13 protein-coding genes are annotated in these 15790 nt (G+C 72.2%); 9 read left to right on the top strand and 4 right to left on the bottom strand.

The window, feature by feature from the left end; translation table 11 throughout:
• Nucleotides 1-116: 116 nt before the first annotated feature.
• Complete coding sequence (locus tag AMK18_RS23055) at nucleotides 117-593, bottom strand: hypothetical protein (RefSeq protein WP_018103918.1); 477 nt, start codon at nucleotides 591-593, stop codon at nucleotides 117-119.
• A gap of 243 nt (nucleotides 594-836) precedes the next feature.
• Between AMK18_RS23055 and fmt the strand changes: the two genes are divergently transcribed.
• From fmt to AMK18_RS23035, 4 genes are all read left to right on the top strand, one after another.
• Nucleotides 837-1769: a methionyl-tRNA formyltransferase gene (gene fmt / locus AMK18_RS23050; RefSeq protein WP_073864322.1), complete on the top strand. Its 933-nt coding sequence runs from the start codon at nucleotides 837-839 to the stop codon at nucleotides 1767-1769.
• A gap of 65 nt (nucleotides 1770-1834) precedes the next feature.
• The gene (locus AMK18_RS23045) at nucleotides 1835-3268 is read left to right on the top strand and encodes an RsmB/NOP family class I SAM-dependent RNA methyltransferase (RefSeq protein WP_073864320.1); all 1434 of its coding nucleotides are present in this window, start codon (nucleotides 1835-1837) and stop codon (nucleotides 3266-3268) included.
• Between the two features lie 114 nt (nucleotides 3269-3382).
• Nucleotides 3383-4066 carry a ribulose-phosphate 3-epimerase gene (gene rpe, locus AMK18_RS23040; protein WP_018103921.1) on the top strand — a complete coding sequence of 228 codons (684 nt, stop codon included), beginning with the start codon at nucleotides 3383-3385 and terminating at the stop codon, nucleotides 4064-4066.
• 147 nt (nucleotides 4067-4213) lie between these two features.
• Complete coding sequence (locus AMK18_RS23035) at nucleotides 4214-5230, top strand: sugar-binding transcriptional regulator (protein WP_018103922.1); 1017 nt, start codon at nucleotides 4214-4216, stop codon at nucleotides 5228-5230.
• A 77-nt stretch (nucleotides 5231-5307) separates the two neighbouring features.
• Here the strand turns inward: AMK18_RS23035 and AMK18_RS23030 are convergent, their stop codons facing one another.
• A complete protein-coding gene (locus tag AMK18_RS23030) occupies nucleotides 5308-6330 on the bottom strand; it encodes a terpene synthase family protein (RefSeq protein WP_018103923.1) in 1023 nt (340 codons plus the stop codon).
• 307 nt (nucleotides 6331-6637) lie between these two features.
• On the opposite strand from AMK18_RS23030, the gene AMK18_RS23025 reads away from it, so the two are divergent.
• From AMK18_RS23025 to AMK18_RS23010, 4 genes are all read left to right on the top strand, one after another.
• Nucleotides 6638-8104 carry a GuaB1 family IMP dehydrogenase-related protein gene (locus AMK18_RS23025; protein WP_073864318.1) on the top strand — a complete coding sequence of 489 codons (1467 nt, stop codon included), beginning with the start codon at nucleotides 6638-6640 and terminating at the stop codon, nucleotides 8102-8104.
• A gap of 129 nt (nucleotides 8105-8233) precedes the next feature.
• Nucleotides 8234-8689: an Lrp/AsnC family transcriptional regulator gene (locus AMK18_RS23020; RefSeq protein WP_018103925.1), complete on the top strand. Its 456-nt coding sequence runs from the start codon at nucleotides 8234-8236 to the stop codon at nucleotides 8687-8689.
• 259 nt (nucleotides 8690-8948) lie between these two features.
• On the top strand, nucleotides 8949-9746 hold the full coding sequence (locus AMK18_RS23015; protein WP_073864316.1) for a carbon-nitrogen hydrolase family protein: 798 nt from the start codon (nucleotides 8949-8951) through the stop codon (nucleotides 9744-9746).
• Nucleotides 9747-9800: 54 nt separating this feature from the next.
• Nucleotides 9801-11501, top strand: a complete 1701-nt coding sequence (locus AMK18_RS23010; protein WP_018103927.1) for a flavin monoamine oxidase family protein — start codon at nucleotides 9801-9803, stop codon at nucleotides 11499-11501.
• 12 nt (nucleotides 11502-11513) lie between these two features.
• Here the strand turns inward: AMK18_RS23010 and AMK18_RS23005 are convergent, their stop codons facing one another.
• Together AMK18_RS23005 and AMK18_RS22995 are read right to left on the bottom strand one after the other, a co-directional pair.
• The gene (locus AMK18_RS23005; RefSeq protein WP_073864314.1) at nucleotides 11514-12905 is read right to left on the bottom strand and encodes a uracil-xanthine permease family protein; all 1392 of its coding nucleotides are present in this window, start codon (nucleotides 12903-12905) and stop codon (nucleotides 11514-11516) included.
• 332 nt (nucleotides 12906-13237) lie between these two features.
• Nucleotides 13238-14464, bottom strand: coding sequence for an MFS transporter (locus tag AMK18_RS22995; protein ID WP_018103929.1), 1227 nt, complete (start codon nucleotides 14462-14464; stop codon nucleotides 13238-13240).
• Between the two features lie 122 nt (nucleotides 14465-14586).
• Here AMK18_RS22995 and AMK18_RS22990 point away from each other — a divergent pair, with 122 nt between their 5' ends.
• Nucleotides 14587-15777, top strand: a complete 1191-nt coding sequence (locus AMK18_RS22990) for an ROK family transcriptional regulator (RefSeq protein WP_073864310.1) — start codon at nucleotides 14587-14589, stop codon at nucleotides 15775-15777.
• Nucleotides 15778-15790 lie beyond the last annotated feature (13 nt).

Genomic DNA, 15790 nt, shown 5'->3' with positions numbered 1-15790 from the left:
TGGCTGACGTGCTTGTTTTGCGCGGGCGCGACTGACGTGTGAGTGCGGGCGCGTTTGATGCGTGAGGCGGGTCGTCCCCTCGCGTGTGTGAGGGGACGACCCGGCTCAGCCCCGGGTCAACCGTTGCGGGGTCCCGGGAAGGGGTTGGGGCGGTCTGCGGGGGGTTGGGGGGCTCGGGCTGCGGGGACCGTGGGGCCGCGTTGGGGGATGACCTCCGCGGACTCGGGGGCCGTGGGCTGCGGGGTCGTGCGCCGTGAGCCGTAACGGCGGTGGACGGCCTGCTTGGTGACCCCGAGCGCGGAGCCCACCGCGTCCCAGGAGAAGCCCAGCGAGCGGTCGAAGTCCACGGCCGCCGTGACCAGCGTCTCGACGCTGTCCCGCAGTTCCTGGGCCAGTCTGACCGTCGGGGCCGGGGCCCTGCCGTAGACGACGAAGCCCGCGGACGGGCCGGAGCGGCGCGGACGGTAGACGTTGCCCAGCTGTGCGGTGAGCGTGCGCAGTGCGTCCACCTGCCGCCGGACCCGCTCGATGTCCCGCACCAGGAGATGCAGGCTGGCCCGCGCTTGGGCGTCGTGGGTTGCGTGGTCGGCCATGAAGAAGCCTCTCGAACCGGCGTTGAAAGGGATCGGGCCGCACCAGGGCGGCTCGCTTCGGTCAATCTCTCTTGACCAACGCCGCACCGGGGGATCTGGTCACGCTCGGGGGGCGTATGCGCACCTGCGAGGGGCGCGCGACTGTGCGTACGCCCCCCGGCCCGCCGCCCCATAGACTTGTGCGTTGCTCGTCACCGTAACGTTTCGGCCTGAGAGTCCGGCCTGAGAGGCAGTCAGCCACCCATGAAGCTCGTCTTCGCAGGCACCCCCGAGGTAGCCGTCCCCGCACTCGACGCCCTGATCGCCTCCGGCCGGCACGAGGTGGCCGCCGTCGTGACCCGGCCCGACGCGCCCGCGGGGCGTGGCCGGCGGCTGGTGGCCAGCCCGGTCGCCGAGCGCGCCGAGGAGGCCGGGATCGAGGTGCTGAAGCCCGCCCGGCCCCGGGACGAGGACTTCCTCGCGCGGCTGCGGGAGATCGCCCCGGACTGCTGCCCGGTCGTCGCGTACGGCGCGCTGCTGCCCAAGGTGGCGCTCGACATCCCGGCGAAGGGCTGGGTCAACCTGCACTTCTCGCTGCTGCCCGCCTGGCGCGGCGCCGCCCCCGTGCAGCACGCGGTGATGTCCGGCGACGAGGTGACCGGGGCGTCCACCTTCCTGATCGAGGAGGGTCTGGACTCCGGACCGGTCTACGGCGTCCTGACCGAGGAGGTCCGCCCGACCGACACCAGCGGCGATCTGCTGACCCGGCTGGCGTTCGCCGGGTCCGGGCTGCTGGCCGCCACCATGGACGGCATCGAGGACGGCACCCTGCACGCCGTCCCGCAGCCCGCCGACGGGGTCACCCTCGCGCCGAAGATCACCGTGGAGGACGCCCAGGTCCAGTGGTCCGCGCCCGCCCTCCGCGTCGACCGCGTCATCCGCGCCTGCACCCCGGCGCCGGGCGCCTGGACGCTGTTCCGGGGCGAGCGCCTGAAGCTCGTCCAGGCCACCCCCGCCGTGGACCGGTCCGAGCTGGCGCCCGGTGAGCTGTCGGCCGGCAAGAACAACGTGTTCGTCGGCACCGGGTCGCACGCCGTCGAGCTGCTGTGGGTGCAGCCGCAGGGCAAGAAGCCGATGCGCGCCGCCGACTGGGCGCGCGGGGTGCGCATCGTCCCCGGCGAGCTGGTCGGGAGCTGAGAGCCGCGGGGCGGCACGTAGGCTGGGAGGGTTCGTCCTCTCACCTCCAGCGGAGCACCTTTCACGTGAACGACCAGCCGCGTCGCCGTCCCGCCAAGCCGCACCGCCGTCCCCAGAAGGACCCGGTCCGCTTCCTCGCCTTCGAGGTCCTGCGGGCCGTGGACGAGCGCGACGCGTACGCGAACCTCGTCCTGCCCCCGCTGCTGAAGAAGGCCCGGGCCAAGGGCGACTTCGACCACCGCGACGCCGCCCTGGCGACCGAGCTGGTCTACGGGACGCTGCGCCGCCAGGGGACGTACGACGCGATCGTCGCCGCCTGCATCGACCGGCCGCTGCGCGAGGTGGACCCGCCGGTCCTGGACGTGCTGAACATGGGCGTGCACCAGCTCCTCGGCACCCGTATCCCGACCCACGCGGCGGTCTCCGCGAGCGTGGAGCTGGCCCGGGTGGTGCTGGGCGAGGGGCGCGCCAAGTTCGTCAACGCCGTCCTGCGCAAGGTGTCCGCCGACGACCTCGACGGCTGGGTCGAGAAGGTGGCCCCCTCCTACGAGGACGACGCCGAGGACCATCTCGCGGTCGTCCACTCGCACCCGCGCTGGGTCGTCTCCGCGCTCTGGGACGCGCTCGGCGGCGGCCGCGCCGGGATCGAGGACCTGCTCGACGCCGACAACGAGCGCCCCGAGGTCACCCTCGTCGCCCGCCCCGGCCGCTCCACCACGGACGAGCTCATCGAGGAGCTGGGCGAGGACAACTCGCTCCCGGGCCGTTGGTCGCCCTACGCCGTGCGGATGGCCGAGGGCGGCGAGCCCGGCGCCCTGACCGCCGTGCGCGAGAGCCGGGCCGGGGTCCAGGACGAGGGCAGCCAGCTCGTCGCCGCCGCCCTGGCGGCCGCCCCGCTGGAGGGCAGCGACGCCCGCTGGCTCGACGGCTGCGCGGGCCCCGGCGGAAAGGCGGCTCTGCTCGCCGCCCTCGCCGCCGACCGCGGCGCCGCCCTGCTGGCCGCCGAGAAGCAGCCGCACCGCGCCCGCCTCGTGGAACGCGCGCTGGCCGGCAACCCCGGCCCGTACCAGGTGATCACCGCCGACGGCACCCGCCCGCCGTGGCGCCCCGGCAGCTTCGACCGGGTCCTGATGGACGTGCCGTGCTCCGGGCTCGGCGCGCTCCGCCGTCGCCCCGAGGCCCGCTGGCGCCGCCGCCCGGAGGACCTGGAAGGCTTCGCACCCCTCCAGCGCGGGTTGCTGCGCGAGGCGCTGAAGGCCGTACGCGTCGGCGGTGTCGTCGGGTACGCGACCTGCTCGCCGCACCTCGCGGAGACCCGGGTCGTCGTGGAGGACGTGCTCAAGGGGCGCGGCGGGGCGCCCGTCGAGGCGGAGTGGATCGACGCCCGTCCGCTGCTGCCGGGCGTGCCCGCGCTGGGCGACGGACCCGACGTTCAGCTCTGGCCGCATCTGCACGGCACCGACGCGATGTATCTGGCGCTGCTCCGCCGTACCGCCTGACCGCAGGCCCCTCACCGGGGCGAAACGCCGGGAATGTGCGAACCGTAATGATCCCGTGAGCCTTTGGAGCGCACCGAGGCCGGGAAGTGACGCAGAACATGGCAGGCTTGGCCCATGGCCCAGATCAACCCGAGTATTCTCTCCGCCGATTTCGCGCGCCTCGCCGATGAGGCCAAGGCCGTCGAAGGTGCCGACTGGCTCCATGTCGATGTCATGGACAACCACTTCGTGCCCAATCTGACCCTCGGCGTTCCGATCGTGGAATCGCTCAGCAGGGCCACGGACACGCCGCTGGACTGCCACCTGATGATCGAGGACGCGGACCGCTGGGCACCGCAGTACGTCGAGGCGGGGGCCGGGTCGGTCACCTTCCACGCCGAGGCCGCCGCCGCCCCCGTGCGGCTGGCCCGGGAGATCCGCGCCAAGGGCGCCCGCGCCTCCATGGCGCTCAAGCCCGCGACGCCCATCGAGCCGTACGAGGACCTGCTCCCCGAGCTCGACATGCTGCTGATCATGACCGTGGAGCCGGGCTTCGGCGGCCAGGCGTTCCTGGACATCATGCTGCCGAAGATCCGCCGCACCCGTGAGCTGATCTCCAAGCACGGGCTCGATCTGTGGCTCCAGGTCGACGGCGGCGTCTCCGAGACCACCATCGAGCGGTGCGCCGAGGCCGGCGCCGATGTCTTCGTCGCCGGGTCGGCGGTGTACGGGGCGGGCGACCCCGCCGCCGCGGTGCGGGCCCTGCGCGCCAAGGCCGACGGGGCGATCGGCGCGGCCGGCTGGGCCTGCGCGCACTGAGTCCGGGGCGGCCGGAGCGGGCGAGCGGCGCCCCGGCCAAGGGCAGATGAACGGGGTCCGACGGGACCGGTCAGGGATCGCCGTATCTGACAGGATGAACGGCGTATCAAGAGCGTGAACAGCAGTGAGGAGAACGCGGTGTCTGCAATGTCGGCGGGCCGGTCCGCCCTGCGGATGGGGCCCGCGGAGCTGGTGCAGGCGGCGGCCATGGCCCGCCGCTTCTACCTCGAGGGCAAGTCCAAGATCCAGATCGCCGAGGAGTTCGGCGTCAGCCGCTTCAAGGTCGCCCGGGTGCTGGAGACCGCCCTGGAGCGCGACCTCGTACGCATCGAGATCCGGGTCCCGGCCGAGCTGGACGCCGAGCGCTCCGACGCGCTCCGGGCCCGCTACGGGCTGCGCCACGCGGTCGTCGTGGAGTCCCCGGCGGAGGAGCAGGACGACGCGGCGGACCCGGAGAACCTGGGCGAGGTCGCGGCCGACCTGCTCGGCGAACTGGTGAACGAGGGCGATGTGCTCGGGCTCGCCTGGGGCCGCTCCACCATCCACATGGCCGCCGCCCTCGACCGGCTGCCCCCGTGCACGGTCGTGCAGCTCACCGGGGTGTACGACGCGGGCACCGCCGAGCGCGGTTCGGTGGAGGCCGTGCGGCGCGCCGCCCAGGTCTCCGGGGGCGAGGCGCACCCGATCTACGCGCCGATGCTGCTGCCCGACCCGGCGACCGCCGCCGCGCTGCGCCACCAGACGGGGATCGCCCGGGCCTTCGAGTACTTCGACAAGGTGACGGTCGCGGCCGTCTCCATCGGTTCCTGGGAGCCGGGCATCTCGACCGTGCACGACATGCTCTCCGACGAGGAGCGCCGGCACTACGCCTCGCTCGGTGTCGCCGCGGAGATGTCCGCCCACCTCTTCGACGCGGAGGGCCGCCGGGTCGGCCGGGACCTCGGCGAGCGGTGCATCACCGTCGAGGCGGACCGGCTGCGCCGGATCCCCGAGGTGGTGGCCATCGCGGGCGGGCAGCGCAAGGCCGCCGCGATCGGCGCGGTGCTGCGGTCCGGCCTGGTCACCAGCCTGGTGACGGACACGGCCGCCGCCGACTACCTCCTCACCGAGTCCGCCGCCCCACGCCGCCCGGCCCTGGAGCGCGCGGACCCGGACGGCGACTGAGCCGTAAGGGCACACGGTCGTACGGGAGAGGGGCGAGCGGTCCGTGACCGCTCGCCCCTCTCCCGTATTTCCGGTGCTCAGTCCTGGGAGAGGCCCAGGACCGTGGACTCCAGATACTGCTCCGGCTGCTCGTACTGGCTGACGTCGGCCGGGTTGTAGCGGGGCGTCTGCCGGGACCAGTCGAGATTGCCGCGCATCCAGCTGCGCATGCCGTCGAGATACGGCTCCAGCATCGGCGTCAGCTGCGGATACGCCTCCAGCAGCTCGGTCTCCGCCGTCAGGAAGCGCTCCGTCTCGACGGCGATCTCCGCGCAGACGTGCTCCAGCGCCTCCTGCTTGCCGTAGCCGCGGTGGTGGCGGACCAGGTGGACGAGGTTGTGGATCTCGCCGAGCACCTGCTCCTTCTCGTACGAGTACACGTCATTGGCCCAGCAGACGTGGTTGCAGGACGCTTCGAGCGCGGTGATGAACCGGGGGTCGTTGTGGATCGAGGAGGGTGCCTCGATGCCCGCGACGATCTCTATCAGGTCCATGCAGACGATGATCGCGCCGGTGTGGCGGCGCTTCTCTATGTACAGCTCCTCCGACGGCACCACGCCCGCCGCCCGGTTCCCGGCTTCCCAGGTGGTGGCGGTGGTGAGGTACTTCTTCAGGTGCCAGGCGAACCTGCGCCGCCAGTGCACCGCTGCGGTCGGCGTCGTACGTTGCCACAGGTCGATGAGGGCCACCACGGCGGCGGGCAGCTCCTCGTTCTCCAGCACACCGGTGCGGGTGCCCTCGACCACGGCCAGCATCAGGGCGACGACGTCCCGCACCCGCTCCGGGCTCCGGCCGAGATGGCCGTCGTCCAGCTGGTCGTCCACGAGGAAGAGCCAGACGAACCAGTCGGCGACCAGGTCCAGATTCTCACTGTCGGCGGTCGGGTAGACCATGCCGACGAACGCGCCGAAGTCCGCCTGCTCGAAGCGCTCTCTGGCCGAATCCCGGTGCACCAGACCGGTGTTGCGGGTCCAGGTGTCCAGATGATCCCGTACGTGGGCGACGTGCGGGTTCGTCCGCTGGGGGAACGGGCAGTAGATGTCCGGCAGTTCGTTCTCCACGGGCGGGTCGTGATCCTCTCCGGTCGTACGGGTGACGGAAGTTGAGCATGATCCGTCCGTTCATCCGGGGCGTTGTGGTGACCCACGGGACCTGCGGGTTTGAAGCTACCTGACCCCCTGTCACCAGGTCCAGGGCAGATGATCGGGAATGGTTGAAAGCTGTTCGGGTAAGGTCCGGGGGTAAGGCAGGTGGCACTTGCCCGGGACTCCCGCAGCGGCCCTTTCGTAGGAACATACGAGCGTGGGAGTCATTTGCTGTGTCTTCGTGGAAGCGACCTGCGCCATTTCGTATGAAAAAATGAGTGTTATGCGTTTTCTTGAGCCCGGCACCGGTCGCTATACAGAGTCCCCCTCCGTTCCGTACGACCTCACGTACGACGACGTCTTCATGGTCCCGGGCCGGTCGGCGGTCGGATCGCGCCAGGGTGTCGACCTGTCCTCGCCCGACGGCAGCGGCACCACCATCCCTCTCGTCGTCGCGAACATGACCGCGATCGCGGGCCGCCGGATGGCCGAGACCATCGCCCGCCGCGGCGGCCTCGTCGTCATCCCTCAGGACATCCCGATCGAGGTCGTCACCGAGGTCGTCGCGTGGGTGAAGACGCGCCACCTGGTGCTCGACACGCCCATCGAGCTGTCGCCCGGCCAGACCGTCGCGGACGCGCTGTCCCTGCTGCACAAGCGCGCGCACGGCGCCGGGGTCGTCGTGGACGCCGAACGCCGGCCCGTCGGCGTGGTCACCGACCACGACCTGTCCGGCGTGGACCGCTTCACCCAGCTCTCCGAGGTCATGTCCAAGGACCTGGTCGTCCTGGACGCGGACATCGACCCGCGCGACGCCTTCAACAAGCTGGACGGCGCCAACCGCAAGCTCGCCCCCGCCGTCGACGCGGACGGGCGCCTCGTCGGCATCCTCACCCGCAAGGGCGCCCTGCGCGCCACGCTCTACACCCCGGCCACCGACGCGGACGGCAAGCTGCGGATCGCCGCCGCCGTCGGCATCAACGGCGACGTGGCCGGCAAGGCGAAGCAGCTCCTCGACGCGGGTGTGGACACCCTCGTCGTGGACACCGCGCACGGTCACCAGGAGTCCATGATCAGCGCGGTGCGCGCGGTCCGGGCGCTGGACCCGCAGGTGCCGATCGTGGCGGGCAACATCGTCGCCGCCGAGGGGGTGCGCGACCTCATCGAGGCCGGCGCGGACATCATCAAGGTCGGCGTCGGACCCGGCGCCATGTGCACCACCCGCATGATGACCGGCGTGGGCCGCCCCCAGTTCTCGGCCGTGCTGGAGTGCGCCGCCGAGGCGAAGAAGTACGGCAAGCACGTCTGGGCCGACGGTGGGGTCCGCCACCCGCGCGACGTCGCCATGGCGCTCGCCGCCGGTGCGTCCAACGTGATGATCGGCTCCTGGTTCGCCGGGACCTACGAGTCCCCGGGCGACCTCCAGCAGAGCGCCGACGGCCGCTTCTACAAGGAGTCCTTCGGCATGGCGTCCGCGCGCGCCGTGAAGAACCGGACCTCCGACGAGTCCGCGTACGACCGCGCCCGCAAGGCGCTCTTCGAGGAGGGCATCTCCACCTCGCGGATGTTCCTGGACCCGGCGCGCCCCGGCGTCGAGGACCTGATCGACTCGATCATCGCGGGCGTCCGCTCCTCCTGCACGTACGCGGGCGCGGGCTCCCTCGCGGAGTTCGCCGAGAAGGCCGTCGTCGGGGTGCAGAGCGCCGCCGGCTACGCGGAGGGCAAGCCGCTGCACGCCAGCTGGAGCTAGGGCCTCCGGCCGGGGTTCGCCCGGCCCCGGGTGACCCGTGGTCTACTGCCGGGGGACGGCACGCGTCGTCCTCCGGCACAATCATGCCCGGCTCCGGCCTGGCCACCGCAGAGAAGTGACCCGTACGACGTGCGACTGAACGACCTCGACGAACGCATCGTCCACGCCCTGGCCGAGGACGCCCGCCGCTCCTACGCCGACATCGGCTCGATCATCGGCCTGTCCGCGCCCGCCGTGAAACGCCGGGTCGACCGGCTGCGCGCCGAGGGGGCCATCACCGGGTTCACCGTGCGCGTTGACCCGGCGGCGCTCGGCTGGGAGACCGAGGGGTACATCGAGATCTACTGCAGCCGCAACACGTCCCCGGAGTCCATCAAGCAGGGGCTCGCCCGCTATCCCGAGGTCGCCTCCGCGTCCACGGTCACCGGCGACGCGGATGCGCTGGTGCAGGTCTTCGCGGCGGACATGCGGCACTTCGAGCAGGTGCTGGAGCGGATCGCGGGGGAGCCGTACGTCGAACGGACGAAGTCCGTGCTGGTTCTCTCGCCGCTGTTGCGGCGGTATTCGTCGGGGTCCCCGGGGTAGCGGCCGTCCGCCCGGTGGGCCGGGTCCTCCGGCGTCGGTTCCGTCCTCAAACGCCGGACGGGCTGGGGTGGGCGCGACGGGCGGGGATGGCCGCGATGGGCCGGGATGGCCGTTGGTGTCGCGCAATGAATCGCCGCTCCCCGTGCGATCCGCGCAACGGATCGGCCGTCGGTGCGCAACGGTCGCGTCTTGTTCGGGCCGAAGCGTGGAACGTACCGTTTCTACGTCCCCGCCCCGCTCGTATCGTCCGAGGTCAGCCATGCCGTCGTTGCGCACCGCCCTGCTCCAGAGCTCCGGGCGTCCCGGCTCGGTCGCCGGGTCCGTCGAGCTGCTGGCGGACGCCGCGCGCCGCGCCGCCGCCACCGGGGCCCGGCTCCTGGTCTGCCCCGAGCTGTACCTCACCGGGTACGCCATCGGCGACGACGTCCCCCGGCTGGCCGAGGCCGCCGACGGGCCCGCCGCCCGCGCCGTCGCCGAGATCGCCGTGCGGCACGGGATCGCCGTCCACTACGGCTACCCGGAGCGCGAGGGCGACACCCTGTACAACTCCGCGCAGCTCATCGGCCCCGACGGCATCACGCTCGCCAACTACCGCAAGACCCACCTCTTCGGGGACTTCGAGCAGCGCTGGTTCACCCCCGGCGGGCAGCCCGTGGTCCAGGCTGAGCTGGACGGGGTCCGTATCGGCCTGCTGACCTGCTACGACGTCGAGTTCCCGGAGAACGTACGGGCGCACGCCCTGGCCGGTACCGATCTCCTGCTGGTCCCGACCGCGCTGATGCACCCCTTCTCGTTCGTCGCCGAATCCCTCGTCCCGGTCCGCGCCTTCGAGAGCCAGCTGTACCTCGCGTACGTCAACCGGACCGGCCCGGAAGGCGAGTTCGACTTCACCGGGCTGAGCTGCCTGGCCGGTCCTGACGGCACGGTCCGTGCCCGTGCGGGGCGCGGCGAGGAGCTGGTCACCGGCGACGTCGACCTCGCCCTGCTGGCCGCCTCCCGGGCCGCCAACCCGTATCTGCGCGACCGCCGCCCCGGCCTGTACGGCTCCCTCGTCTGAGCCGGTCCGCCCCCCCTTCACGTCTTCGCCCGTCCCGCAAGGAGCCCGTACCCCATGACCGCCGTGCCCCCCGCCGTCCAGCACACCGAGGAAGCGGCCCCGCCGATCACGATGTTCGGGCCGGACTTCCCGTACGCGTACGACGACTTCCTCGCCCACCCGGCGGGCCTCGGCCAGATACCGGCGACCGAGCACGGCACCGAGGTGGCCGTCATCGGCGGCGGGCTCTCCGGCATCATCACCGCGTACGAACTGATGAAGATGGGCCTCAAGCCGGTCGTCTACGAGGCCGACCGCATCGGCGGACGGCTGCGCACCGTCGAGTTCGAGGGCTGCGCCACCGACGGCGAACCGCTCACCGCCGAGATGGGCGCGATGCGCTTCCCGCCCTCCTCGACCGCCCTCCAGCACTACATCGACCTCGTCGGCCTGGAGACCAAGGCGTTCCCCAACCCGCTCTGCCCGGCCACCCCTTCGACCGTGGTCGACCTCAAGGGCGAGTCGCACTACGCCACGACCATCGATGAACTCCCGCAGGTCTACCGCGATGTGATGGACGCCTGGAACCGCTGCCTGGAGGAGGGCGCCGACTTCTCCGACATGAACCGGGCGATGCGCGAGCGCGACGTGCCCCGGATCAGGGAGATCTGGTCCCGGCTGGTCGAGAAGCTGGACAACCAGACCTTCTACGGCTTCCTCTGCGACTCCGACGCCTTCAAGTCCTTCCGGCACCGCGAGATCTTCGGCCAGGTCGGCTTCGGCACCGGCGGCTGGGACACCGACTTCCCCAACTCCATCCTGGAGATCCTGCGCGTCGTCTACACCGAGGCGGACGACCACCACCGCTCCATCGTCGGCGGCAGCCAGCAGCTCCCGCTGCGCCTGTGGGACCGCGAGCCGCGGAAGATCACGCACTGGCCGCTCGGCACCTCGCTGTCCTCGCTGCACGGCGGCGAGCCGCGCGGGGCCGTCACCCGGCTGAACCGTACGGCCGGCAACCGGATCACCGTCACCGACGCCTCCGGCGACATCCGCACCTTCCGGGCGGCCGTCTTCACGGGGCAGTCGTGGCTGCTGCTCTCCAAGATCGCCTGCGACGACGCGCTCTTCCCGATCGACCACTGGACGGCGATGGAGCGCACCCACTACATGGAGTCGTCCAAGCTGTTCGTTCCCGTGGATCGGCCGTTCTGGCTGGACAAGGACGAGACGACCGGCCGCGACACGATGTCGATGACGCTGACCGACCGGATGACCCGGGGCACGTACCTGCTGGACGACGGGCCGGACCGCCCGGCGAGCATCTGCCTCTCGTACACCTGGTGCGACGACAGCCTGAAGTGGCTGCCGCTCTCGGCGACCGAGCGGATGGACGTCATGCTGAAGTCGCTCGGCGAGATCTACCCGAACGTCGACATCCGCAGCCACATCACCGGCAACCCGGTCACCGTCTCCTGGGAGAACGAGCCCTGGTTCATGGGCGCGTTCAAGGCCAACCTGCCCGGCCACTACCGCTACCAGCGGCGGCTGTTCACCCACTTCATGCAGGACCGGCTGCCCGCCGACAAGCGGGGCCTGTTCCTGGCCGGTGACGACATCTCCTGGACGGCCGGGTGGGCCGAGGGGGCCGTGCAGACCGCGCTGAACGCCGTGTGGGGCGTGATGACCCACTTCGGCGGCGCGACCGACGCGACCAACCCCGGCCCCGGCGACCGCTTCGACGAGCTGGCCCCGGTGGAACTCCCGGAGGACTGAGCGGGGCCCCGGTCAGGAATCCTTCGCCGGGGACTCCTCGTCGTACGCCGAGGTGCCCGAGTCGAGCAGCGGCTCCTGGGTCTTGAGGTGCGCCGGGGCGAAGGCGCGCAGCACGTGGTAGCCGGTGATCACGACGATGGTGCCGAGGGCGATCCCGCTCAGCTCGAAGTTGTCCGTGATCTTCAGGCTGACCCCGCCGACGCCGATGATGATGCCCGCTGCGGCCGGTACCAGGTTCAGCGGATTGCGCAGGTCCACCTTGGCGTTCAGCCAGATCTGGGCGCCGAGCAGGCCGATCATGCCGTACAGGATGACCGTGATGCCGCCGAGCACCCCGCCCGGGATCGCCGCCACGACCGCCCCGAACTTCGGGCAGAGGCCGAAGAGCAGGGCGAAGCAGGCGGCGGCCCAGTAGGCGGCGGTGGAGTACACGCGGGTCGCGGCCATCACGCCGATGTTCTCGGAGTACGTGGTGTTCGGCGGGCCGCCCACGGCCGTGGACAGCATCGAGGCGGCGCCGTCCGCCGCGATGGCGGTGCCCAGCTTGCCGTCCAGCGAGCGGCCGGTCATCTCGCCGACCGCCTTCACGTGCCCGGCGTTCTCCGCGATCAGGGCGATGACGACGGGCAGGGCGACCAGGATCGCCGACCACTCGAAGCTCGGCGCGTGGAACGACGGCAGCCCGACCCAGTCGGCCTTTCCGACGCCCGACAGGTCCAGCCGCCAGTGGTCCACCGACTCGGCGCCCCCGGCGGGGGAGTGGATCTTGCCGAAGACCAGGTCGAGCAGCCAGGACAGGACGTAGCCGAAGACCAGCCCCAGGAAGATCGCGATCCGCGAGAAGAAGCCGCGCAGGCACACCACGGCCAGACCGGTGAACAGCATCACCAGGAGGGCCGTCCACTGGTCCTGCGGCCAGTACGTCGACGCGGTCACCGGGGCCAGGTTGAACCCGATGAGCATGACCACCGCGCCCGTCACCACCGGCGGCATCGCCGCGTGGATGATCCGCGCGCCGAACCGCTGCACCGCGAGACCGGCGAGGAAGAGCACCACGCCGACCACGAAGACCGCGCCGGTCACCACCGCGCTGTCGCCGCCGCTCGCCCGGATCGTCGCGGCGACCCCGACGAACGAGAGCGAACAGCCCAGATAGCTCGGCACCTGGCCGCGCGTGGCCAGCAGGAAGATGGCCGTCGCGACACCCGACATCATGATCGCGAGGTTCGGGTCGAGGCCCATCAGGACCGGCGACACGAACGAGGCGCCGAACATGGCGACCACGTGCTGCGCGCCGAGCCCGAAGGTGCGGGGCCAGGAGAGCCGCTCGTCGGGGCGGACCACCGCTCCCGGTGCGGGCGTCTTCCCGTCGCCGTGCAAGGTCCAGCGCACGCCGAGGCCCATGGTTGCTCCCTGTGTGTAGGTGCGTGAGCCCGTGCCGGCCGGGCATGGCGCTCATCGCGGAAAAGATCAGCGCCATGCTAGGCCCTGTCGTCACATTCCCGTCTGCCGGGCGACGCCATGCACGCACTCTCGCCGCACCGGCCCCAGACCCCAGTACGTCCAGTACAGGGGTCTGGGGCCGGCACGCCGAGAGCACGCACCTGACGCCGCCCGGCCCGCCCTCCGGGCGGACGACGGGAATGTGACGACAGGGCCTAGTGGTGCCCGGCCCGCGCGCCCCGGCCGGACCCACCCGTTCCGGTTCACCGGTGTCGCGGCGCCCCGGGGAGGGGTCAGGCGCCGGGCTCCGCCGCCGCGTCCCGGACCGCCGCACCCTGCGACGTCGGCTTGCGGTCGCCGGCCCGCAGCACTCCGGCGCCCAGGACCAGGCCGAACGCCAGCACCGACACCAGGCCGAACGACACGACCAGCGAGGTCGCCTCGGCCAGCGAACCGATCGCCGACGGGGCGATGAGGCCCGAGGTGTACGTGATCGTCGCGACGCCCGCGATGGCCTGGGCGGGCTTGGGCCCGCTGCGCCCGGCCGCCGCGAAGGCGAGCGGGACCACCACGGCGATACCGAGCCCCATCAGCCCGAACCCGCACATCGCGAGGGCCACGTGCGGGGCGGTGACCACCAGGACCCCGCCGACCGTGGCCAGGACGCCCCCGGCCCGTACGGTGCGCACCGCGCCGAAGCGGTCGACCACCCGGTCCCCGGCGATCCGGGCGACCGCCATCGTCAGCGCGAACGCGGTGGTGGCCACCGCCGCGAGACCGGCTGAGCTGTCCAGCGTGTCGCGGAGGTAGACCGCCGACCAGTCGAGGCTGGCGCCCTCGGCGAAGACCGCGCAGAAGCCCACCGCACCGATGATCAGGGCCGACTTGGGCGGCAGCGCGAAACGCGGCGGCGGCTCCTCGTCCGGCTCGCTGCGCAGGTCGAACACCCACTGACAGGCGGTCAGGCCGAGCAGGGTCAGCACCGCGGCGGCTATCACGTGGTGCAGCCGGGCGTCCGTGCCCGCGTGGGCGGCCACCGTGCCCGCCGCCGAGCCCAGCAGGGCGCCCACGCTCCACATGCCGTGCAGCCCGGACATGATCGACTTGTCGAGCCGGTTCTCCACCTCGACGCCGAGCGCGTTCATCGCCACGTCGGACATGCCGGACGAGGCCCCGTACACGAACAGCGCCGCGCAGAGCGTGAGCAGGTTGGGCGCCAGGGCGGGCAGGATCAGCGCCAGCGTCCACAGCGACAGCAGCCCGCGCAGGGCGGTCCGCGCGCCGAAGCGGTGGCTCACCGCGCCGGCCAGCGGCATCGCGACCGAGGCGCCGATGGCGGGGAAGGCCAGCGCGAGGCCCAGCTGGCCCGCGCTCACGCCCGCGTGGTCCTGGATCCAGGGGACCCGGGTGGCGAAACTGCCGGTCACCGACCCGTGCACGGTGAAGACCGCCGCGATGGCATACCTGGCCCGCCGCACCTCCTTGGTGCCGAAGACCGTAGCCGTGGATGTGGTTGTCATACCGCCGTGCCCTCCCCTGAAGTCCTGTGCCACGATGCGGGCGATAAACTATCAGGAACCCTGCCTGATAAATAGACCGTCCGTACGACTCCGGTCCGGCGGTGATCTGGAAGGATTCCGGCATGCCCGCATCACCGAGCACCGCCCGGGCCATCAACGACCGGCTCGCCCTGCGGCTCCTTCAGCAGGACGGCCCCCTGACGGCCACGCAGCTGAAGACCCTGACCGGGCTCTCCCGGCCCACCGTCGCGGACCTGGTCGACCGCCTCCAGGGCGCGGGCCTCATCCATGTCGTCGGCGAGACCGGGGCCGACCGCCGGGGGCCCAACGCCCGGCTCTACGGCATCGTCGCGGACCGCGCGCTGCTGGCCGGGCTCGACGTGCGCACCGACAGCGTCGCCGTCGTCATCGCCGATCTGCTGGGCGCGACGCTGGCCGAGGCGACGCTGCCGGTCGGCGAGACGGAGGGGGACGACGCCGTGGAGCGGGCCGTCGCGCTGCTCGCGTCCACCGTCCGCAACGCGGGAAGCGCACCCCTGCACAGCGTCGGCATCGGCGCGCCCGGGCTGATCGACCCGGTCACGGGCGAACTGAGGGACAGCAGCGGGCTGCCGGCCTGGCACCGCAGCCTGGTCCGGGCGCTCCAGGAGCGGCTTCCGGCGACGGTGCTGGTCGAGAACGAGACGAACCTCGCCGCCGTCGCCGAGCACCGCGTCGGCGCGGCCCGCGACCACGACACGTTCGTCCTGCTCTGGCTGGGCCACGGGGTGGGGGCGGCGGTCATGCTCGACGGGAAGGTGCGCCGGGGGGCCTCGGGCGGCGCGGGCGAACTCGGCTTCCTGCCGGTCCCCGGCACGGCGGGCACGCCCTCGGCCGTCAACTGCGACGGGGGCTTCCACTCACTGGTCGGCTCGGCGCCGCTCTGCGAACTGGCCGCGCGATACGGGATCGTCGTGACACAGCAGGGTCAGGAGCCCGGTGCGGCGGTGGCCGTCCGGGCGGCGCTCGCGGGGGAGGGCGACAGCGAGGGCTTCCTCGGCGCCCTGGCCGACCGGATCGCGGTGGGCGCCGCGGCGGTGGCCTCGGTCCTCGACCCCGGGCTCGTCCTGCTCTCCGGCGAGGTGGGCCACGCGGGGGGCGGCGCTTTGGCCGCCCGGGTCGAGGAGCGGCTGGCCGCGATGTCCCCGCTGCGCACCGGGGTGCGGGCGGGGCTGCTGGGCGGCACGGCGGTGCGCCGGGGGGCGCTGCTCGCGGCGCGCGATGCGGCGCAGGAGGCGATCTTCGCGCCGCAGTCGAGCCCGTCCGGCGTGTGAGGACGGAACCGGT

This window comes from Streptomyces sp. CB01249, assembly GCF_001905735.1.
GTDB lineage: Bacteria > Actinomycetota > Actinomycetes > Streptomycetales > Streptomycetaceae > Streptomyces.
Note: the sequence above shows the minus strand (reverse complement) of the source record. Positions and strands in the feature narration are given on the sequence as shown.